General features: G+C 72.1%; 17 protein-coding genes. 16 read left to right on the forward strand and 1 reads right to left on the reverse strand.

Translation table 11 applies throughout. The features are described from left to right. Window positions 1–72: 72 nt before the first annotated feature. From JK363_RS01915 to JK363_RS01935, 5 genes are all read left to right on the forward strand, one after another. Window positions 73–942 (forward strand): hypothetical protein, encoded by an 870-nt coding sequence (locus JK363_RS01915; protein ID WP_201870717.1) that lies wholly within the window; start codon window positions 73–75, stop codon window positions 940–942. Between the two features lie 99 nt (window positions 943–1,041). Next, on the forward strand, window positions 1,042–2,490 hold the full coding sequence (locus JK363_RS01920; protein ID WP_201870718.1) for a hypothetical protein: 1,449 nt from the start codon (window positions 1,042–1,044) through the stop codon (window positions 2,488–2,490). A gap of 428 nt (window positions 2,491–2,918) precedes the next feature. Beyond that, entirely contained in the window at window positions 2,919–4,091 is a 1,173-nt protein-coding gene (gene sucC, locus JK363_RS01925; RefSeq protein WP_201870719.1) for an ADP-forming succinate--CoA ligase subunit beta, read from the forward strand. Between the two features lie 21 nt (window positions 4,092–4,112). Then, window positions 4,113–4,997: a succinate--CoA ligase subunit alpha gene (gene sucD / locus JK363_RS01930; RefSeq protein WP_201870720.1), complete on the forward strand. Its 885-nt coding sequence runs from the start codon at window positions 4,113–4,115 to the stop codon at window positions 4,995–4,997. Between the two features lie 235 nt (window positions 4,998–5,232). Beyond that, complete coding sequence (locus tag JK363_RS01935; RefSeq protein WP_201870721.1) at window positions 5,233–7,293, forward strand: cell division protein PerM; 2,061 nt, start codon at window positions 5,233–5,235, stop codon at window positions 7,291–7,293. Between the two features lie 63 nt (window positions 7,294–7,356). Here the strand turns inward: JK363_RS01935 and JK363_RS01940 are convergent, their stop codons facing one another. Continuing rightward, window positions 7,357–8,253, reverse strand: a complete 897-nt coding sequence (locus JK363_RS01940; protein WP_307821545.1) for a hypothetical protein — start codon at window positions 8,251–8,253, stop codon at window positions 7,357–7,359. A gap of 356 nt (window positions 8,254–8,609) precedes the next feature. Here JK363_RS01940 and purN point away from each other — a divergent pair, with 356 nt between their 5' ends. The 11 genes from purN to JK363_RS01995 all read left to right on the forward strand — a co-directional run bounded on the left by purN (window position 8,610) and on the right by JK363_RS01995 (window position 20,973). Beyond that, window positions 8,610–9,290, forward strand: coding sequence for a phosphoribosylglycinamide formyltransferase (gene purN / locus JK363_RS01945; protein WP_201870723.1), 681 nt, complete (start codon window positions 8,610–8,612; stop codon window positions 9,288–9,290). After that, window positions 9,287–10,849, forward strand: coding sequence for a bifunctional phosphoribosylaminoimidazolecarboxamide formyltransferase/IMP cyclohydrolase (purH, locus tag JK363_RS01950; protein WP_201870724.1), 1,563 nt, complete (start codon window positions 9,287–9,289; stop codon window positions 10,847–10,849). Before purN ends, purH begins: the two co-directional genes overlap by 4 nt. Before the next feature lie 110 nt (window positions 10,850–10,959). After that, window positions 10,960–11,847, forward strand: coding sequence for a bifunctional methylenetetrahydrofolate dehydrogenase/methenyltetrahydrofolate cyclohydrolase (locus JK363_RS01955; RefSeq protein WP_201870725.1), 888 nt, complete (start codon window positions 10,960–10,962; stop codon window positions 11,845–11,847). Next, the gene (locus JK363_RS01960; RefSeq protein ID WP_201870726.1) at window positions 11,837–12,280 is read left to right on the forward strand and encodes a DUF3017 domain-containing protein; all 444 of its coding nucleotides are present in this window, start codon (window positions 11,837–11,839) and stop codon (window positions 12,278–12,280) included. Before JK363_RS01955 ends, JK363_RS01960 begins: the two co-directional genes overlap by 11 nt. Window positions 12,281–12,712: 432 nt before the next feature. Next, a complete protein-coding gene (locus tag JK363_RS01965) occupies window positions 12,713–13,789 on the forward strand; it encodes a helix-turn-helix domain-containing protein (protein WP_201870727.1) in 1,077 nt (358 codons plus the stop codon). Window positions 13,790–14,058: 269 nt separating this feature from the next. Further along, the gene (locus tag JK363_RS01970; protein WP_201870728.1) at window positions 14,059–15,048 is read left to right on the forward strand and encodes a malate dehydrogenase; all 990 of its coding nucleotides are present in this window, start codon (window positions 14,059–14,061) and stop codon (window positions 15,046–15,048) included. Window positions 15,049–15,200: 152 nt separating this feature from the next. Beyond that, window positions 15,201–16,985, forward strand: coding sequence for an AbeC-like domain-containing protein (locus JK363_RS01975; protein ID WP_201870729.1), 1,785 nt, complete (start codon window positions 15,201–15,203; stop codon window positions 16,983–16,985). Beyond that, window positions 16,972–17,433, forward strand: a complete 462-nt coding sequence (locus tag JK363_RS01980; protein WP_236075477.1) for a hypothetical protein — start codon at window positions 16,972–16,974, stop codon at window positions 17,431–17,433. Before JK363_RS01975 ends, JK363_RS01980 begins: the two co-directional genes overlap by 14 nt. A 1-nt stretch (window position 17,434) precedes the next feature. After that, window positions 17,435–18,262 carry a serine/threonine kinase C-terminal domain-containing protein gene (locus JK363_RS01985; RefSeq protein WP_215910395.1) on the forward strand — a complete coding sequence of 276 codons (828 nt, stop codon included), beginning with the start codon at window positions 17,435–17,437 and terminating at the stop codon, window positions 18,260–18,262. A gap of 159 nt (window positions 18,263–18,421) precedes the next feature. Beyond that, window positions 18,422–19,333, forward strand: coding sequence for a serine/threonine kinase C-terminal domain-containing protein (locus JK363_RS01990; RefSeq protein ID WP_236075478.1), 912 nt, complete (start codon window positions 18,422–18,424; stop codon window positions 19,331–19,333). A 137-nt stretch (window positions 19,334–19,470) separates the two neighbouring features. Then, window positions 19,471–20,973, forward strand: a complete 1,503-nt coding sequence (locus JK363_RS01995; RefSeq protein WP_201870730.1) for an aldehyde dehydrogenase family protein — start codon at window positions 19,471–19,473, stop codon at window positions 20,971–20,973. Window positions 20,974–21,022: the final 49 nt, after the last annotated feature.

Below are 21,022 nucleotides of genomic sequence, written 5' to 3' on the forward strand. Positions count from 1 at the left end.
CGTCCTGTCTGTGTGGCTGTGCGCTCCTAGGCTCCAGCCAACGCGTCCTCATCTCCCAGGGAAGGCCCGCTCTTGTCCGCTGTGTTCGCCCTGCCTGCCGCTGTGCGCCTGCCGCGCACCGTGGCCGCACGGCGAGCGCTGATGGCGGCGTTCTTCCTCGGGGGCTTCCTGGCCCTGGCGTTCCTCTTCGGCGGTACCGCTCACGCCGCCGAGCAGGCACAGCCGGTCGCGCCGGTCCATCAGGCCAAGAGCTCCAGCGCCTCCGGGCTGCTCGACCCCTCCGAGGCCAAGGCCGATACCGCCCGGCACCACGCCGAGCGGGCCGGGAAGCACACCCGGGACCAGGCCGCCGAGGCGGCCGACGCCACCGGGGACGCGGTCGCCGAGGCCGCACGCGTCCGGGAGCCGGTCGAGCGCCAGGCGCACCAGGTCACCGACCCGGTCGGTGACCTGGTGCGCGACACCGGCGACAGCCTGCCCGTGGACCTGCCCGACCTCGGTGTCGGCAGCACCGGCGGCGCGGGCTCCGGCGGTTCCGCACCGGGCCACGGCCCGGGCACGGACCGTGCCGCGCAGGGTGATTCCGCCCCGCGCACCCACTCGTCCGCGCACACCACGGCCCCGGCGGGCCCCCTGGCGGCATCGGCCGTCACCTTCCCGTCGGGCACGGCCGACGATGCCGGGCACGGTCCCGTCGTCCGGGCGGCCGCGGCTGCGGCCCAGGACGGTGGCGCCCCGGCGCCGCTGCCCCTTCCGCGGTCCCCCTTCGGGACCGTCTCCCAGTACACCGGCGACAGCGGCACTCCCCGTGGCGGGGACACCCATGCCGCTCTGCCGCCGTCCGACGCGGACCGCTTCGGGCTGCGGCCCGGTGCGATCCGCGCGGAGAGCTCGGCGCCGACGCGCGAGCGGTTCAACGAAGTCCTCGAATTCCCCGGCTAGGGCAGACCTCACCCCCGTCTGCACAAGACCTGCCGCGCGGGGGCGGGTCAGGTCTGCCCGTCCGACAACCCCCTTGTGAATTCGAAGGACTTCCACGCCATGCGCAACACCATCCGTCGTTCCATCCTCGTCGCCGCCGCTGCCACCGGCATCTGGGCCCTGGGCACCGCCGCGGCCAGCGCCGACGAGCTGCCCGCCGTTCCCTCCTCCGACAGCGTCACCAGCACGGTGGACGGCGTCAGCAACACCGCCCGGGACACCGCCTCGACCGACCAGGTCACCGACACCGTCAAGGGCGCGACCGGCGGCCTCACCGACACCTCCGAGGTCACCGACACCGCGAAGAAGACCGTGGACGGCGCGACCTCGACGGTCACCGACACCGTCAAGGGCGGCGTGCCCGCCACCGACGGTCTGCCGCGCGTGCCGGACGTCTCCAAGACCGTGGGCGGTGTGACCGGTCACGCCACCCCGGGCAAGGTCGCCAAGAAGGCCGGCAAGGCCGTGAAGAAGGTCAAGCGGGCCACCGACGTCGACCTGCCCACCGGTGAGGTTCCCGGCGTGGCGCCGGAGATCCCGGCCCTCGGCTCGCTGCCGACCGTTCCCGACACCTCCGCGCTGCCCGCCGCGGGCTCCGTGCCGTCCGTCGACGGCGCCGTCCCGGCCAAGCTCCCCGCCACCCCGAAGCTGCCCGCCGTCCCCGGCTCGGCCGACGAGCTGCTGGGCGCCCTCTCCGGCGCGGGTGTCCGTCCCGAGCAGCTGACCGGCAAGGCGCAGGCCGCCGTGGACGCCGCCCGGCCGACCGTCGACGGCGCCGCCTCCGACGTGCTGCCGCCCGCCGCGCAGCGCACCGTGGTCAAGGTCGTCCCGGTCGCGCAGCGCGCCGCCGGTGACGCCGGTGTGCTGGCCGGTGACGCGGTGGACCACGCGACCCCGTACGCGGGCTACGTGACCGGCAGCGCCCAGGGCCACGCGCTCGGCACCGCGTCCAACGTCGTTCCGTTCGCGCAGGACACCGCCGCCGGTGCTGTTCCGGTGGCCCGGAGCGTGGTGGTCACCACCGTGCCGTTCGCGCAGGAGCTGGCCACCAGCACGGTGCCGTTCGCCCAGGACCTCGGCACCTCCGCGGTCGCCGACGCCCAGGTCACGGCGGGTAACGCCAGGGACGGCGCGAAGAGCCTGCTCCCGGCGGTGCCGACCGACCTGACCGACGCCGCGAACATCCCGGCGCTCCCGGTTCTGCCCGCCGTCCCGGCGGACGTCCCGACGGTTCCGGCTGGCCTGCCGACGGTCCCGGCTGAGCTGCCGACGGTTCCGGCTGGCCTGCCGACGGTCCCGGCCGAGCTGCCGACCGTTCCGGCCGAGCTCCCGACGGTTCCGGCGGACCTCCCGGCGGTTCCGGCTGGCCTGCCGACCGTTCCGGCCGAGCTGCCCACGCTTCCGGCGGACGTCCCGACGGTTCCGGCTGGCCTGCCGACCGTTCCGGCCGAGCTGCCCACGGTCCCGGCGGACCTCCCGGCGGTTCCGGCCGAGCTGCCGGCCGTCTGACACCCGCGCGGCCTTCCGGCCGTACGGATCGCTGTACCTGACGGCAGTCCTCTTTGGGGAGGGGACTGTCGCTGACCGGGCGGCTCTCTTTGGGGAGGGGGCTGCCCGGTCGCGGCGTTTCCACCGGAACAACGCCGGAACAACGCCGGAACAACGCCGGCGCAACGCCGCCGCCACGGCCACACAACACCGTCGGGCGAGGCACCATCGAAATAGATACCCATGGCAGCGATCTGTGACCGTAATCACCGCTCGAGTGTGACCTGCGATTTAGGGTCATCCGGTTCACAGGGATAACCTGCGATGCGGACATGCCGCGTACCCGGCGCACGTGTGCCGCCCTCGTCAAAGATCGCGTCCTCACGCTGCCACCGCGGCACGCCCGCGCAGACAACGACCGCGATATCCAGGAAAAGGGACGGACGCGCGTGGACCTGTTCGAGTACCAGGCGAGGGACCTCTTCGCCAAGCACGGTGTACCGGTGCTGGCCGGTGAAGTCATCGACACGCCTGAGGCGGCGCGCGAGGTGACCGAGCGACTGGGCGGCCGCGCGGTCGTCAAGGCGCAGGTCAAGACCGGCGGCCGCGGTAAGGCCGGCGGCGTCAAGCTGGCCTCCGACCCGGCCGACGCCGTGGAGAAGGCGACCCAGATCCTGGGTATGGACATCAAGGGCCACACGGTCCACAAGGTGATGCTCGCCCAGACCGCGGACATCAAGGAGGAGTACTACGTCTCCTTCCTGCTGGACCGCACCAACCGGACCTTCCTCGCCATGGCCTCCGTCGAGGGCGGCGTGGAGATCGAGGTCGTCGCGGAGCAGAACCCCGAGGCGCTCGCCAAGATCCCGGTGGACGCCATCGAGGGTGTGACCGCCGAGAAGGCCGCCGAGATCGTCGCCGCCGCGAAGTTCCCGGCCGAGATCGCGGGCCAGGTCACGGAGGTCCTCCAGAAGCTGTGGACCGTCTTCATCAAGGAAGACGCCCTGCTCGTCGAGGTGAACCCGCTGGTCAAGACCGGCGACGGCCAGATCATCGCGCTGGACGGCAAGGTCTCCCTGGACGCCAACGCCGAGTTCCGTCAGCCGGAGCACGAGGCGCTCGAGGACAAGGACGCCGCCAACCCGCTGGAGGCCGCGGCCAAGGCCAAGGGCCTCAACTACGTCAAGCTCGACGGCGAGGTCGGCATCATCGGCAACGGCGCGGGTCTGGTCATGTCGACCCTCGACGTGGTCGCGTACGCCGGTGAGGACCATGGCGGTGTGAAGCCCGCCAACTTCCTCGACATCGGTGGTGGCGCCTCCGCCGAGGTGATGGCCAACGGTCTCGAGATCATCCTCGGCGACCCGGACGTCAAGTCGGTCTTCGTCAACGTCTTTGGTGGCATCACCGCCTGTGACGCGGTGGCCAACGGCATCGTCCAGGCCCTGGAGCTGCTGAAGTCCAAGGGCGAGGACGTCACCAAGCCGCTGGTCGTGCGCCTCGACGGCAACAACGCGGAGCTGGGTCGCAAGATCCTCACCGACGCCAACCACCCGCTGGTGCAGCAGGTGGACACCATGGACGGCGCGGCTGAGCGTGCCGCCGAGCTGGCTGCGAAGTAAGGGACGAGGTCACCAGAAACCATGGCTATCTTCCTCACCAAGGAAAGCAAGGTCATCGTCCAGGGGATGACCGGGTCCGAGGGCCAGAAGCACACCCGTCGGATGCTTGCCTCGGGCACCAACATCGTCGGCGGCGTGAACCCGCGCAAGGCCGGCACCACCGTTGACTTCGACGGCACCGAGGTCCCGGTCTTCGGCTCCGTCAAGGAGGCCATCGACGCCACCGGCGCCGATGTCACGGTCATCTTCGTCCCGGAGAAGTTCACCAAGGACGCGGTCAACGAGGCGATCGACGCCGAGATCCCGCTCGCCGTCGTGATCACCGAGGGCATCGCCGTCCACGACTCGGCCAACTTCTGGGCCTACGCGGGCAAGAAGGGCAACAAGACCCGCATCATCGGCCCGAACTGCCCGGGTCTGATCACGCCGGGTCAGTCGAACGCGGGCATCATCCCGTCCGACATCACCAAGCCCGGCCGTATCGGTCTGGTGTCGAAGTCCGGCACGCTGACCTACCAGATGATGTACGAGCTGCGGGACATCGGCTTCTCGTCCTGTGTCGGCATCGGCGGTGACCCGATCATCGGCACCACCCACATCGACGCCCTGGCCGCCTTCGAGGCCGACCCCGACACCGACCTGATCGTGATGATCGGTGAGATCGGCGGCGACGCCGAGGAGCGGGCCGCGGACTTCATCAAGGCCAACGTCACCAAGCCGGTCGTCGGCTATGTGGCGGGTTTCACCGCCCCCGAGGGCAAGACCATGGGCCACGCGGGTGCGATCGTGTCCGGTTCCTCCGGCACCGCGCAGGCGAAGAAGGAGGCCCTGGAGGCCGCGGGCGTGAAGGTCGGCAAGACGCCGTCCGAGACCGCCCGCCTCGCGCGCGCCGCGCTGGCCGGCTGACGCCGTCGTAGCGCCGGTTTCACGGCTCACGGGCGCGGGCCCGCATCACTCATCGGTGGTGCGGGCCCCGCGCCTTTTCATCGTCCTCGGTGGGGTCTTCCGCCGACTCGGCCACGGGCCGGTGTCACCCATCCGGCCCTGAGCGAATAAAAGACGCATAAACGGACTAACCGCGACACGGCGACTAATCGCTTGATGTAGGGATGAAACGGCTGTTATTGGCAGCATGGTCGTCGTGACCCAGACGACCGATCGCAGCCCGACGTTGTCCTCACGCGGCCGTGCCGCGCTCCAGCGTCCCTCCGCCGCCGCCCGGGAAGGGTTCCTCGGCGGTGTGGTCGCCGCGGGGCTCGGCCTGGGCGTGCTCTCCGTCGCCGTACTCCTGTTGTGGATCACCTCTCCCTCCCCGGTGAGGAGCCCCGACGGGGCCCTGCACGTCGCCGCCGACCTGTGGCTGCTCGGCCATGGCTCGGAACTCGTCCGCACCGAATCGCTCTCCGGGCACTCGATGCCCGTCGGACTGATTCCGCTGGTGGTCGGCCTGCTGCCGTGCTGGCTGCTCTACCGGGCCGCACAGCACGCCGTCTACCAGCAGGAGAGCACCGAGGGCGACGGGCAGTGGGTGCCCGAGGAGTCCGCCGGGGATCCGCGCACCGCCTTCGGATGGGTGACCGGCGGCTATCTGCTGGTGGGTGTGGCGACCGTGCTCTACGCCTCGTCCGGACCGCTGCACGTCAACGCGGTCAGCGCCCTGCTGCATCTGCCGGTGGTCGTCGGAGCCGTCGCGGCCCTCGGGGTGTGGGTGGCCGACGGGCGGTTCCCGGTGCGGATCCCGGCCCGGCTGAAGGGCCCGCTCCGCCGGATCCGGGGTGCCGAGACGGCCGTACGCGTCCTGGTGTGGGTGCGCGGCCGCAGCTGGTGCCGACGCCGTCCGCTGATGGCCGCCCTCCGGGCCGGGGCGAGTTCCCTGGTGGTGCTGCTGGGCTGTGGGGCGCTGCTCACCGCCGGTTCGATGCTCAGTCACTCCGGCGCGGTCCAGCTGGCGTTTCTCCAGCTCAGCGATGTGTGGTCGGGGCGGTTCGCGGTGCTGCTGGTGAGCCTGGCGATGCTGCCGAACGCGATCGTCTGGGGCGCCGCGTACGGGGTCGGCGCCGGATTTGCGGTCGGCGGGGGCAGTGTGATCGCCCCGCTCGGTGTCACCTCGACCCCCAAGCTGCCGGACTTCCCCCTGGCCGCCGCACTGCCCGGCGCCGGGACGGGAGTGCCGCTGATCTGGCTGACGGGTATCGCCGCGGGACTGTCGCTGGCCCTCTTCATCGGGATCGCGGCGGCACGGCGGCTGGGCCGCGGTGACCGCCCCTCCTGGACCCTGACCGAGACCACGGTGCTGGCCGGGCTGGCCGCGCTGGGCTGCGCGGCCGCGATGGCACTGCTGGCCGCCGTCTCCGGCGGCCCGCTGGGTATCGGCATCCTCTCCGACCTGGGCCCCAACTGGTGGCGTACGGGCGGGGCCACACTCGGCTGGACGGCGCTGATCGGGGTGCCGGGAGCGGTGCTGGTGCGCTGGGTCCGGCTGTACGTCCCGACGCCTTCGACCTGGGACGAGTGGAAGGCGGCCCGGGTGGCGAGCGCGGAGTTGCGTGCGCGGAAGCGGCAGGCGCGCGCCTCGGAGCGGGCCGCCCGGAAGGCCGAGCGGGAGGCCGAGCGGGAGGCCGTGCACGCGGAGGCGGTGGCGAAGGCGGCGGCACAGCCGAAGCTGCCGTCGCCCATGGACGACATCGATCTGCGCAAGGCGATGTCCGAGCCGTGGTGGCAGTGGCTGCGGCCGCGTAGGCACCGCGCGGCGGGCGGGAAGCGGAAGCGCGGGGCGCGCCGCCGGGGCGCGGGCGTGGCCACGGGCGCGTACGCCCTCCAGGACACTGTCACGGCCGAGCCGGTGAACGGTGTGATCGGGGGGACGAACGGCGACGGCGGCCGCGTCGGCCTGAACGGTACGAACGGCGCTCCCACTGTGACCGGTGTGACCGGTGTGACCGGTGTGACCAGTGGGGACGGCGGCACGGAGGCCGCGCAGCCCGCCCTCGGCACGGCGCCGCACCCGCGCCGTCGGCTGACCTCCTGGCGCAAGCTCACCGCGTCCGTGGCGGCCGAGCCGTCCACCGCACCGGCCGAGTCGGGAGCGTCCGGCACCCCTGGGGGCGAGAGCGCGGAGCCCTCGTCCAGCGGCGACGCGCGCCCCGTGATGCCCACGGAGGACAGCGCCCCCGGAAGGCCGCCCTGCGGCCGGGACACGTAAGGCGCCGGACACACACCACGGCCCGGCAGGCGGACAGCGCGCCTGCCGGGCCGTGGTGTGCGGTCAGTCCTCGGTGCTGAGCAGCGGCCGCAGCTGCTCGGGCAGCAGCCGCTCGCACTGATGGCGGGAGGTCTGGGTCAGGGCGTCGTCCACACAGGTGTAGTAGTCCTTGTAGACGAACTGGAGGCTGAAGGTCGCGGCCACGATGGCGAGCGCGAGCGCGCCCGTCACCAGACCGCTGATCGCCGCCGTGGACTGCGGCTTCGACCCGGCGGAGCCGGGCGCCGGCAGCCGGGCCGGAGTGGCCCCGGGCGGCGGAGGTGGTGCGTTCAGCGCTGCCTGCGCGGGGGCCGGGGGCGGCGCCGGAAGCCGCGGCTTGGCCCGCAGCGCGCTGATGCCCCAGTACAGGGCCAGCGCACCGAGCAGCAGCGCGATCTGCGGCAGGCTGAACAGCGCGAAGAAGAACCCCCACATGCCCGAGAGCAGGGCGTACCGCGCGCGGCGCTGGGCCGGGTCGGTGGGGTCCCAGCGCGGGCCGCTCTGGCCGGTGGGGCCGCTGGGGCGGTTGGCGCCGGGGAGGTTGCCGAAGCCGCCGCTCTGGCGGCCGGGCTGGCGGCTGCTCCACTGGCTGCCCCACGCCGGGGGCTGCTGCTGTCCGTCCTGGCCGCCGTTCTGACCGTTCTGGCCGTCCTGGCCGCCCTGGTCGTTGTGTCCGCTCTGGCCGTTCTGCCCCTCGGGGCCGTTCGGGCCGCTGTCGCCGTCCGGGCGATGGCGCGGCTGCCAGGGCTGGTCCGGCCTGTCCGCCGGCGGCGGGGCGAACGGATTGTCCTCCGGCCTGCTGCCGCCCGGACCGCCGGATGGGGTTCCGGGGGAGCCGCCCGGGGAGGCCCCGGGAGCGCCCTCCGACGTGCCGGGGGAGGACGGCGGGGGCGAGGAGGACGGCGACTGCTGCTCATGCATCAGCGGCGCCGTACGCGACGTGCGGGCATACCTCATCGCCGCCCCCCGGTCGAGGCGGGAGTCGGAGTGAGGCGATGAGCCGCGCGGCGGCGTCGGTCCGGCATCTGGAGTGTGTCTTCCCCTTGTGTCGTCGCCCTGCACACCGGGCCCGCGGTCGGCTGGTGCCGGGCGGCTCGGCGGTGTGGGCGCGACGGTCGTTCCCACGGCTTCAGTTGGATTCGCAGTCCCGACGCTACCTCCCGTGCCCGCCCCCGTCCCCCGGGGGCCGCTTGGTGTGCCGGTATCGTTGCTGACGGTCGGCGGCTTCGTAGAGTTCCCCGGAATTCTCGAGTCCACGGCCTTGTACGACCATACAAATGGCAGCACCGCCCGCGAGAAAGAACCCCGCCGTGGCCTCCCCGCCTTCCTCCGCCCGCCCCGGGCGCCCCGCCCGCCTCGTCGTTCTCGTCTCCGGCTCCGGTACCAACCTCCAGGCGCTGCTCGACGCCATCGCCGCGGAGGGCGTGGACTCCTACGGCGCCGAGGTGGTGGCCGTCGGCGCCGACCGGGAGGGTATCGAGGGGCTGGAGCGCGCCGAGCGCGCCGGAATCCCCACCTTCGTGTGCCGGGTCAAGGACCACGGCAGCCGGGCCGAGTGGGATGCCGCGCTGGCCGAGGCGACCGCGGGATACGAGCCCGACCTCGTTGTCTCGGCCGGATTCATGAAGATCCTGGGCGACGAGTTCCTCGCCCGCTTCGGCGGCCGCTGCGTCAACACCCACCCCGCGCTGCTGCCCAGCTTTCCCGGTGCCCACGGTGTGCGCGACGCGCTCGCGCACGGTGTGCGGGTGACCGGCTGCACTGTCCACTTCGTCGACGACGGCGTCGACACCGGCCCGATCATCGCCCAGGGCGTGGTCGAGGTCCGGGACGAGGACGACGAGTCCGCTCTGCACGAGCGGATCAAGGAAGTCGAGCGTTCGCTGCTCGTCGAGGTCGTGGGGCGTCTGGCGCGTCACGGCTACCGCATTGAGGGACGAAAGGTAAGGATCCCGTGACCGCCGAAGGTACGAAGCGGCCCATCCGCCGCGCGCTGGTCAGCGTCTACGACAAGACGGGGCTCGAGGAGCTGGCCCGCGGGCTGCACACGGCGGGTGTCCAGCTCGTCTCCACCGGCTCGACGGCCGCGAAGATCGCCGCCGCGGGTGTCCCGGTCACCAAGGTCGAGGAGCTGACCGGCTTCCCGGAGTGTCTCGACGGCCGCGTCAAGACCCTGCATCCGCGGGTCCACGCGGGCATCCTCGCCGACCAGCGGCTGGAGGCACACCGCGACCAGCTGGCCGAGCTGGGCGTCGAGCCGTTCGAGCTGGTGATCGTCAACCTCTACCCGTTCCGGGAGACCGTCGCCTCGGGCGCCTCGCCCGACGAGTGCGTCGAGCAGATCGACATCGGCGGGCCGTCCATGGTGCGCGCCGCCGCCAAGAATCACCCGTCCGTGGCCGTGGTCGTCAACCCCGGGCGTTACGACGAGGTGCTGAAGGCCGTCGCCGACGGCGGTTTCGACCTTCAGGGGCGCAAGCGGCTGGCGGCCGAGGCGTTCCAGCACACCGCGGCGTACGACGTGGCGGTGGCCAACTGGTTCGCCCGGGACTATGCCGCGGCCGACTCCGGCTTCCCCGAGTTCCTGGGCGCAACCGTCACCCGCGCCCAGGTGCTGCGCTACGGCGAGAACCCGCACCAGGCCGCCGCGCTCTACTCCGACGGCTCGGGCAAGGGCCTGGCGCACGCGGAGCAGCTGCACGGCAAGGAGATGTCGTACAACAACTACGTCGACACCGAGGCCGCCCGCCGCGCCGCCTACGACCACGCCGCTCCCTGCGTCGCGATCATCAAGCACGCCAACCCCTGCGGGATCGCGGTCGGCGCCGATGTCGCCGAGGCGCACCGGAAGGCGCACGCCTGTGACCCGCTGTCGGCCTTCGGCGGGGTCATCGCCGTCAACCGCCCGGTGACGGTCGCCATGGCCGAGCAGGTCGCCGAGATCTTCACCGAGGTCATCGTGGCGCCGGACTACGAGGACGGCGCGGTCGAGGTGCTCGCCCGCAAGAAGAACATCCGTGTGCTGCGCTGCGCCGACGCCCCCGAGGCGACCGTCGAGGAGCGCCCGGTCGAGGGCGGTGCGCTGGTCCAGGCCAAGGACCGGTTCCAGGCCGAGGGCGACGACCCGGCGAACTGGACCCTGGCCACCGGGGAGGCGCTGGACGCCGACGGCCTCGCCGAGCTGTCCTTCGCCTGGCGCGCCTGCCGCGCGGTGAAGTCCAACGCGATCCTGCTGGCCAAGGACGGCGCCACGGTCGGCGTCGGCATGGGCCAGGTCAACCGCGTCGACTCGGCGAAGCTGGCCGTGGAGCGGGCGGGCGAGGAGCGGGCGAGCGGTTCGTACGCCGCCTCCGACGCCTTCTTCCCCTTCCCGGACGGCTTCGAGGTGCTGGCCCGCGCCGGGGTCAGGGCCGTGGTGCAGCCGGGCGGCTCGGTCCGTGACGAGCAGGTCGTGGAGGCCGCGCAGAAGGCGGGCGTGACCATGTACTTCACCGGTACGCGCCACTTCTTCCACTGAGCGGGTGAGCCTCGCAAGGCCGCACTCCCGAGCCCCGGGGGTGCGGCCTTTGCGCGATACAGACCGCACCTGATTGGATCCGACGTCCCCGCATCCGGGAGGATAAAGACATGACCGCCCAGATTCTCGATGGCAAGGCAACAGCAGCCGCGATCAAGTCCGACCTCGTCAAGCGTGTGGAGGCGCTGAAGGCGCAGGGCATCCACCCCGGTCTCGGGACGGTGCTGGTCGGCGAGGACCCCGGCAGCAAGTGGTACGTGGCGGGCAAGCACCGCGACTGCGCCGAGGTGGGCATCGCCTCCATCCGGCGCGATCTGCCGGAGACCGCCACCCAGGAGGAGATCGAGGCGGTGGTCCGGGAGCTCAACGAGGACCCGGAGTGCACCGGGTACATCGTTCAGCTGCCGCTGCCCAAGGGCATCGACACCAACCGCGTGCTGGAGCTGATGGACCCCGCCAAGGACGCCGACGGACTGCACCCGATGAACCTCGGGCGGCTGGTCCTGAACGAGTCCGGCCCGCTGCCGTGCACCCCGCAGGGCGTCATCCAGCTGCTGCGCCACCACGGTGTGGAGATCAAGGGCGCGCATGTGGTGGTCGTCGGCCGCGGGATCACCGTCGGCCGCTCGATCGGGCTGCTGCTGACCCGCCGTTCCGAGAACGCCACGGTCACCCTGTGCCACACCGGCACCCGTGATCTGCCCTCGGTGCTGCGCCAGGCCGACATCATCGTGGCGGCGGCCGGGGTGCGGCACCTGATCAAGCCGGAGGACGTCAAGCAGGGCGCCGCGGTGCTCGACGTGGGCGTCAGCCGGGACGAGCACGGCAAGATCGCCGGGGATGTGCACCCCGGGGTGGCCGACGTCGCGGCCTGGATCTCGCCGAACCCCGGCGGGGTCGGTCCGATGACCCGCGCCCAGCTGCTGGTCAATGTGGTGGAGGCGGCCGAGCACACGGCGGAGGCGGCCGACGGCGGCGGTGCCGGTCATGACGGCTGAGGCGAGCGAACCGGCGGCCGGGGAGCCGCAGACCGGGCGGCCCGCCCGCACATCGCGACGCTTTCCGCTGATCACCCGGGACACCGCGCGCCCGGAGGGCGGTGGCCGGGCGGCTCCCGGCGGCGCTCCGGCACCCGTGCGCCAGTGGCCGCTGCTCACGGTGATGGGCGGTGTGGGGCTGGGGCTGCTGATCGTCGCCCTGGACGCGTTCCGGCCGGGCACCGTGGTGATCGGGCTCTCGCTGCTGGCGGGCGCGGCGCTGCGGTGGGCGCTGCCGGAGGTCGGCATGCTCGCGGTGCGGTCGCGGTTCACCGACATGCTGACGTACGGGCTGCTGGGCGCGGCGATCGTGCTGCTGTCCCTGATGGCCCAGCCGAATCCCAAAGTGACGATTCCGTTCCTGGAGGATCTGGTGCACTTCACCGTGCGCTAGCCAGGGCGTACGACCCAGCCGGGGCGTACGGCGGCCCTGAGATACGGCGGCCCGTCCTCTCCCCCGTGGGAGGACGGGCCGCCGTCGTCTGTGGTGGGTCTCCTCGACCCGGCGACGGTCCGCCCTCTCCCCCGAAGAAGGACGGACCGTCCGGTCATCAGGGTTGTGCGTCGGCTGTGCGCGATCAATGGACGTGGGCGGCCTGTGGCGCGGAAGTGACCATTCCGGTACGAGTTCTCGGCTGCGCAACGATGAGCTGGGGCGCGAGGGCGCTTTCGGCGTATATCGAGAGCCGCAATGCGCCCCCGGTGGGGGAACTGACATCCTGGGCCACGGCATCCCGTGGAGAGGGAGTTCGGATCCTTGGGGTGCCAATCGCGGTACCAGCACAGGAGATTCACCGGATCCACACGGGGGGAACAGGGGGAGGCAATGCCTCGCTGGAGGGAGCTGCCGGAAGAACTCGATCCGCAGGTGCGGGAGTTCACCGGTCAGCTGCGCAGGATCGTCGAGCGCAGCGGGATGAGCGTGGTGGCCGTCGCCGACCGCACCGGCTACAGCAAGAGCTCATGGGAGCGCTACCTCAACGGGCGTCTGCTGCCACCGCAGCGCGCGGTGGAGGCGCTGGCCGAGGCGACCGGCGCCGGAGCCCATCACCTCATCACGCTGTGGGAGTTGGCGGAGCGGGCCTGGAGCCGGTCGGAGAACCGGCACGACGTGACGATGGAGGCCATCAGCGTCGCCCAGGCGCGGGCGGCCATCGAGGAGTTCGCTCCGGAGCAGGGGAAGAGGAACGGCCACCCCTCGGAGAAGGCCGTCAAGGGCGCCGAGGCCGCCGAGGCCGACCGTGCAGCGGCCCCGCCCGGACCGGAGCGGCCGCGGATGCCCACCGCGGCGGCCACCGCCCCGCCGACGGCGCCGTACCCGGGCGCCGCCCCCTCGGCTCCCGGCGTGCCTGCCGCCCCTGACTCCTCCGAGGAAGGGCGGGGCGGGCGCCGGCGGATGGCGCTGTTCGCCGGGGCCGCCGTGGGTTCGCTGCTGCTCGTCGCCGGGGCCGTGTTCCTGGTCGGCACGGGCGACGGCGACGACGGGAAGCCGGTCGCGGCCCCGAAGACCGCCCCGGCCACCACCGCGCCCAGCCTGCCCCGCGGGGTGAAGTGCGCGGGGAAGGGCTGTACCGGCAAGGACCCGGAGGCCATGGGCTGCGGTGGCGCGAAGGCGATCACCTCCGCCAACCTCACCGTGGGCACCGCCTATGTCGAGGTCCGCTACAGCGAGATCTGCGGCGCGGCCTGGGCCCGGATCACCCGGGCAGCCCCCGGCGATCAGATACGCGTCAGCGCCCCGGGTGGGGGCGGCGGAGCGTCGGTCAGCCGGAGCGGTGAGGTCAACACCGGCGGGGAGGCGTACACCCGGATGGTTTCGGTGAAGACCATTGCGCAGGCCACCGCCTGCGCCACGCTGACCAGCGGAGCACGCGGCTGTACGGACCGTACCGCGAACGGGTGACGGGGGCGTTCGGAACTCGTCCGGACGATTTTGGATTCGTTGGGAATGACCCCGTGGAATCGGGGCAGACGCAGGCGGACCCCCCACGGGTGCGGCCATGGGCGGCCGCCTGCACTCCCCCTTCTGGCAGGCGGCCGCCCAAGCGTGTGTGTGCGGTGAGCAGTGACACAGTGGCCCGGGAGACCGGGCCCGCGACGGCGTCGGATAGCCTGACGCAGGTATCTCGACACCAAGAGATCTTGACAGAAAACACAGCGCAGGAGACCGCCATGACCCGCACTCCCGTCAATGTCACCGTCACCGGCGCGGCAGGCCAGATCGGCTACGCGCTGCTCTTCCGTATCGCCTCCGGTCAGCTGCTCGGCCCGGATGTGCCGGTCGCGCTGCGTCTCTTGGAGATCCCACAGGGGCTGAAGGCCGCCGAGGGCACCGCGATGGAGCTCGACGACTGCGCCTTCCCGCTGCTGCGCGGCATCGACATCTCCGACGACCCGAACGTGGCCTTCGAGGGCGCCAACGTGGCGCTGCTCGTCGGTGCCCGTCCGCGCACCAAGGGCATGGAGCGGGGCGACCTGCTCGAGGCCAACGGCGGCATCTTCAAGCCGCAGGGCAAGGCCATCAACGACCACGCCGCGGACGACATCAAGGTCCTCGTGGTCGGCAACCCGGCCAACACCAACGCGCTCATCGCGCAGGCCGCCGCCCCGGACGTACCGGCCGAGCGCTTCACCGCGATGACCCGCCTGGACCACAACCGCGCCCTGTCGCAGCTGGCGAAGAAGACCGGTGTCCAGGTCTCCGAGATCAAGAAGCTGACGATCTGGGGCAACCACTCCGCCACCCAGTACCCGGACGTCTTCCACGCCGAGGTCGCGGGCAAGAACGCCGCCGAGGTCGTCAACGACGAGCAGTGGCTGGCCGACACCTTCATCCCGACCGTCGCCAAGCGCGGTGCGGCGATCATCGAGGCGCGCGGCGCGTCCTCGGCCGCCTCCGCCGCCAACGCGGCCATCGACCACGTCCACACCTGGGTGAACGGCACCGACACCGGTGACTGGACCTCCGCCGGTGTGGTCTCCGACGGCTCCTACGGTGTGCCGGAGGGCCTGATCTCGTCCTTCCCGGTCACCGCGAAGGACGGCAGGTTCGAGATCGTCCAGGGCCTGGACATCAACGAGTTCTCGCGCACCCGGATCGACACCTCGGTCCAGGAGCTCGAGGAGGAGCGCGAGGCCGTGCGCGGTCTGGGCCTCATCTGACGCCTGGTCCCCGCCCGTTCTCCGTCGGGCAGCCATCCGAAGGGTCACACTCCGGTATTCACTCCGGAGAGTGACCCTTCGGCCATTCCCTGTGATGACGGCTCATCCTCCCCTACCGTGAGAGGAGTTGACGCCGGCCTCGGGGGGAGAGCATGGCCAGGGACAGTCGCGCCGATCATGCCGTACGTCAGCCGCGCTTGCGGCCGGAGCCCGCGCGCCCCGTCCCCTTATCGCCCTCACCCCACACCAGGGGTGAGGCGACCCGGCTGCTGTGCGCGGGCACCTATCTCGACGACGACTTCCGGGATGCCGTCGTGGACGAGCTGTATGTCCACGAGGAGCGCTCCGTGGCGCCGTCCCTCGGGATCGACGCGGCCCGGGTGCTCGCCCATGCGCTGCGCGCCCGCCGTCTGGAGGCGGGCTGGACGGCGCTGCTGGCGGCGTTATGGCTGCTGCACTTCCTGCTCGCCCGAAGCTTCTTCTTCGCCTTTCTGCTGTCCAGCGGACTGCTGCTGCTGGCCTCCTGGGCCAGGGGCGGCGCGTCCGGCCCCTTCCGCGCCGACTATCCGGGGGCCGACCGGGTCGGGGTCTACCGGCGGCGGGCAGCCGCGGTGCTGCGGCTGGCCGGATGGCTGACGCTGATCTCCTATGTGGCCGGCGCACTCGAGCTGGCCCTCGCGGACGATCCTGATCCGGGCGTGCTGACCGGCGGGCTGCCGTCGGTACTGCCGGCCGGGGCGGATCCCACCGCCGCCTGGTTCGCGCTGCTGATCCCCGCCGCGATGGCCGGTGCGGTCGCCCTGCACCGGGAGCATGTGGCCCGGGTGCTGGCCACCGAGCTGGATCCGGTCGCCTTCGCCGACCCCGGCGCGGATCCGGCCGAGCGGTTCGAGGGCACCCGGTTCCAGCGGGTGCACGCCCTGATCCGGCGGGAGCAGCACGCCCCGGTGATCCTCTACCACGATCAGCACCCCTTCCTCGGCGCGGGCACCGCCCATGCCACCTGGACCCTCGCCGTGGAGCTCCGCCCGCGCGAGGGCGCCACCGCCTTGCCGCTCGACAACCGCGTGATCCTGGAGCGGATCCGGCCGCTGGTGGAGGCGCTGCGCACCCCGTCCGCCGGGGGCGTGTCCGAGGGCGCCGCCCGGCTCCCCGCCCAGCCGCCCGGCGCCTACGGTGACCGGGTCCGCGACCGGCTGCGCGGTCTGGAGCTGGACGAGTGCGTGTTCCTCAAGGTCACCGGATTACGCAACCGGTCCTCTGTGCCTTACGGCGAGGCGGACTTCGCCCGGGAGCGGGCTGAGGCCGTCGAGGAGGGCGGCGAGATCCGGCGCCACTTCCTGCGGGTCCGGGTCGGCGCATGGCGCGAGGAGGTCGTGGTCACCGTCTTCGTGCGGGTGCACACCCAAGGCGGCATGCTGATGCTGGAGTTCGCGCCCCATGTGCTGCGTCCGATCCGCCCGTCCTTCCGCGCGGTCGACCGGATCTCCGACTCCCACCGCCGGGGCGGGCTGCCGGGCAAGGCGTTATGGGCGCTGGGGCGTACGCCCACGGCGGCGGGCCGGGCGCTGATCCAGCTCTTCCAGTCGGCCGCCTTCCTCTGGCGGATGTACGCGGGCGGTTATGACGCCGCGATCCCCGACGGCCCCTGGGCGTCGGTGCGTGAGCTGGGCAGTGACACCGGCGCCTCGCTGTTCCAGGAGATGGATGTCAGCCGTTATCTGAAGAGCGTCGAGGACCGGGTCGCCAACGGGGTCCGGCAGGCGCTGGCCGAAGCCGGTTGGGAGACCGGTGAGTTCGAGCAGAAGGTCATCAATGTGAGCGGCGGCGGGATCTTCATCGAGTCCGCCGAGAACAGCGCCTTCGGCTTCGGCGACCACAACACGATCAGCAACACCCCACGCAATGGAGCGGGAGGCGGCCATGACGACGGCTGACACGGACGGCGAGCACAGCGCGACGGACGGCGGGGCCACGGGCACCGGTGGCACGGCGGGCAGCGCCACGGGCACCGGTGGCGGCGGGCGGACGTTCGGGGACATCCGCATCGGCAGTGTGCGCGGCAGCGCGGTCGGCTTCGGCGACCACCACCACATCGTGAACGCACCGCGGGGCGAGGCGTCGTGCGACCCGGCGTACGAGGAGTTGCTGGAGGCGGTCCGGCAGCTCGCCGCCGACCTGGAGCGGGTGGTGCCCGGTCCGGAGGTCCAGGCGCTGTCCAATGAACTGGCCAGCGCTCAGGACGAGATCCAGCGCACCGGCCGGGCCGGGGTCGGGCGGCTGGCCCGGATGCGCGCCCTGCTCCAGGACGCCAGCGCCAGCATCGGCATGCTCGCGTCGGGGGTCGCCGTGGGGCAGGCGGTCGGCGTGCTGCTGGGCGGCTGAGATGACCACGCCGGGCGGCGGGCATGGCCCCCGCTGGGATGAGGAGACACAGCGCTGGGTGGGCGCGGGTGCGGAGCCTCCGGCTCCGGGCCGCAGACCTCCTTGGCCGTATCAGGGTGTGGTGCTGCTGTCGGTGTTCGCCGTGCTGCTGGTCGGTGGAATCGGCGTCGGCGTCTGGAAGTTGCTGGAGGGGGACGGCGGCGACGACCGGGCCCGGAGTGATTCCACGCCGAGCGCGGGATGGCCCGGGGCGGACGGTGTGCCGTCTCCGTCGGCATCCCCGTCATCCGCGCTGCCGTCGGCACCGTCGTCCGCATCGCCATCGTCCGCATCGCCGTCGGTCTCCTCGGACGCGGGCGGCGGAGCACCGGCGGGATATGTGCGCACCAGGGATCCGGAGGGATTCACCCTCGATGTCCCGATGGGCTGGCAGCGCGTCAAGCGCGATACGGGCGTGTTCTACGAGTCGTCCGACGCCGGCAGTCTGATCCAGGTCTTCGCGCTGACCGAGCCGGAGATCACCCCGTACGAGGCGCTGCGGCAGGCGGAGTCGGGGCTGCGGAAGAAGACCCCCGGCTACCACCGCTACCGGCTGGAGCGGCTCGGCCCCGGTGACGGGGCGGACGCGGAGCTCGAATACGGCTACCGCAGCGAGAAGTACGGCCCGCGCCGCATTCTCGACCGCGCCTTCTCCGGGGAGAACGGAGTGCAGTACGCGGTGCTGGTGGCGGGCCCGGCCGAGGACTGGCCGGAGCAGCGGAAGCGGCAGACGATCGTGCTCGACGCCTTCTGTCCCACCGCGTACTGCCCGGCGGGGTCGGAGCCTTAGGGCAGCGCGGCACAGCACAGCGCGCGGGAACCGCCGCGCATCCGGCGAAGTATCCGGTATCGAGACGGTGGCAGATGGGGCGGTGTCCCTCATACTGGGTTCTCCGTATGTCGGCTAACTCGCCTTATCGGCACAAGAGTTCCGCTATGGGGGGCGTTCATGGAGCACGGGGGGCCGGGCGACCGGCAGCAGTGGCCGGACGGTGAGGGGCAGCGGCGGGAAGCCGCATGGCAGTGGGAGGACACCCTCGCGGCCGGTGCGCCGCAGTGGGCACCGCCACCGCCACCACCGCCGCCGGGTGCCGAGACCCGTCGGGTCTTCCAGGCGCTGGCCGTGGCGATCTTCCTGGCCGTCGGGGTCGCGTTCTCCGGCTGGGTGGCCTTTGGCGGTGACGGGGACACCCGATACCGGGCCGCTCCGCTGCCGGGGCTGGATGAAAGCCCTTCGCCGACGTCGGCCCCGGATGTGCCCTCGCCCGATGACCTGCCCACACCCGGCCCCGAGACCGATGGGCCCAGCTCGGCGCCCACGGATGTGCCGACGGATCTGCCGGGGCTGCCGTCCCCGTCGGCCACCCCGTTCGGGACCCCGTCGTCACCGGCGCTGACCGGCGGTGATCCGCCCGCGGGCTACAGCACCCAGAGCGACCCGGCCGGGTTCCACCTCGCCGTCCCGGACGGCTGGCTGCGCACCGTCGAGGGCCCCAGCGTCTTCTACACCTCGCCCGACGACAGCACCATGATCCAGATCTTTGAGTTGCACGGCCCCGAGGCCACCCCGTACGAGTCGGCGCGGGAGGCCGAGCGGCTGGCCTCCCGCCACCGCGGCTATGAGCAGGTCACCCTGGCTCCGCTCGGCACCGCGGCCATGGACCCGGTGCAGCTGGAGTACACCTACGACAGCACGAGCGACGGCCACCGCCGGATCATGGACCGCCGCTTCGCCGCGCCCAGCGGCACGATGTACGCGGTGCTGGTCATCGGCCCTTCCGGAGACCGGGCGAGCGAGCAGGAGATCCACCGGGCGGCCCTGGACACCTTCTGCCCCACGGCCTCCTGCATTGCGCCGTGACCGGATCGCAACCTCATGTGACGTGACCCCGGCCACTTTCCCTGATGAAGTGCGCATACGTTCGGGCCTTTGGGTTAGGGGTCCAAGTTGCTGGTGTGACCAGTGGGAAAGATCGCAGAACCGGAAGGCAGAACGACGTGTCGGCAGTCGAGACCATTCATGTGGACGGGGTGTGGCGGGCGGCCGCATCCGGCGCGCAGCGGGAGGTCCTCGACCCCGCGGACGCCAAAACCCTCGCCGTGGTCGCCGAGGGTGGCGCCGAAGACACCGACGCGGCCATCGCCGCCGCGCGGCGGGCCTTCGACGAGGGCCCCTGGCCCGGTACCCCGGTGGCCGAGCGAGCCGCGCTGCTGCGGCGCGTGGCCGATCTGCTCCAGCGCGACCGGGAGGCCATCGCGCTCATCGAGAGCCAGGACACCGGTAAGACCCTGGAGGAGGGCCGGGTCGACGTCGACGACGTGACCAACGCCTTCCGCTACTTCGCCGAGCTGGTCGTGGGCGAGTCCGCCGGACGCGTGGTGGACGCCGGTACCCCCGATGTGCACAGCGTCGTGGTCCATGAGCCGGTCGGCGTCTGCGCGATGATCACCCCCTGGAACTATCCGCTGCTCCAGGCCAGCTGGAAGATCGCCCCCGCGCTGGCGGCGGGCAACACGTTTGTGATCAAGCCCAGCGAAGTGACCCCGCTGTCCACCGTTCATCTGGTGAAGCTGCTGGTCGAGGCCGGGCTTCCGAGCGGAGTGGCCAATCTGGTGACCGGTGCGGGCGACCCGGTGGGTGCCCGGATGTCCGAGCACCCGGATGTGGACCTGGTGTCCTTCACCGGTGGTCTGGTCAGCGGCACCAAGGTGGCCCAGGCCGCCGCGCCGACGGTGAAGAAGGTCGCCCTCGAGCTCGGTGGCAAGAACCCCAATGTGGTCTTCGCCGACGCCTGCTCCACCGCCGAGGGCTTTGACACCGCCGTCGACCAGGCGCTGAACGCCGCGTTCATCCACAGCGGCCAGGTCTGCTCCGCCGGTGCCCGGCTGATCATCGAGGAGTCGGTGCGGGAGCGCTTCGTGGCCGAGCTGGCCCGCCGCGCGGAGAAGATCAAGCTGGGCCGCGGCACCGAGGAGGGCGTCGAATGCGGCCCCCTGGTCTCCGCCCAGCAGCTGGACAAGACCGAGGCGTATGTCGCCTCCGCCCTGGAGGAGGGCGCGCTGCTGCGCTGCGGCGGCAAGCAGCCCGAGGCGTCCTCGGTCCGTCCCGCCACCGGCTACTTCTATCTGCCGACCATCCTCGACCAGTGCCATCGCGAGATGCGCGTGGTGCGCGAGGAAACGTTTGGGCCTATTTTGACGGTCGAGTCTTTCCAGACCGAGGACGAGGCCGTCACACTCGCCAATGACACGGAGTACGGACTCGCCGGCGCCGTCTGGTCCGCCGACACCGCACGGGCCCGCCGCGTCGCCGCACGGCTGCGGCACGGCACCGTGTGGATCAACGACTACCACCCCTACCTCCCGCAGGCCGAATGGGGTGGGTTCGGCAAGTCCGGGGTCGGGCGTGAGCTCGGCCCGTCCGGGCTGGCCGAATACCGGGAGTCCAAGCATGTCTACGAGAACTTGCGGCCCAGCCCGGTGCGCTGGTTCGGCGGCTGACACCCCACCGCCGGCGCGCCTTCCGGGCACCGCCGGGCCCGGCCCGCCA

The sequence above is a fragment of the Streptomyces coffeae genome (assembly GCF_016741875.1).
GTDB lineage: Bacteria > Actinomycetota > Actinomycetes > Streptomycetales > Streptomycetaceae > Streptomyces > Streptomyces coffeae.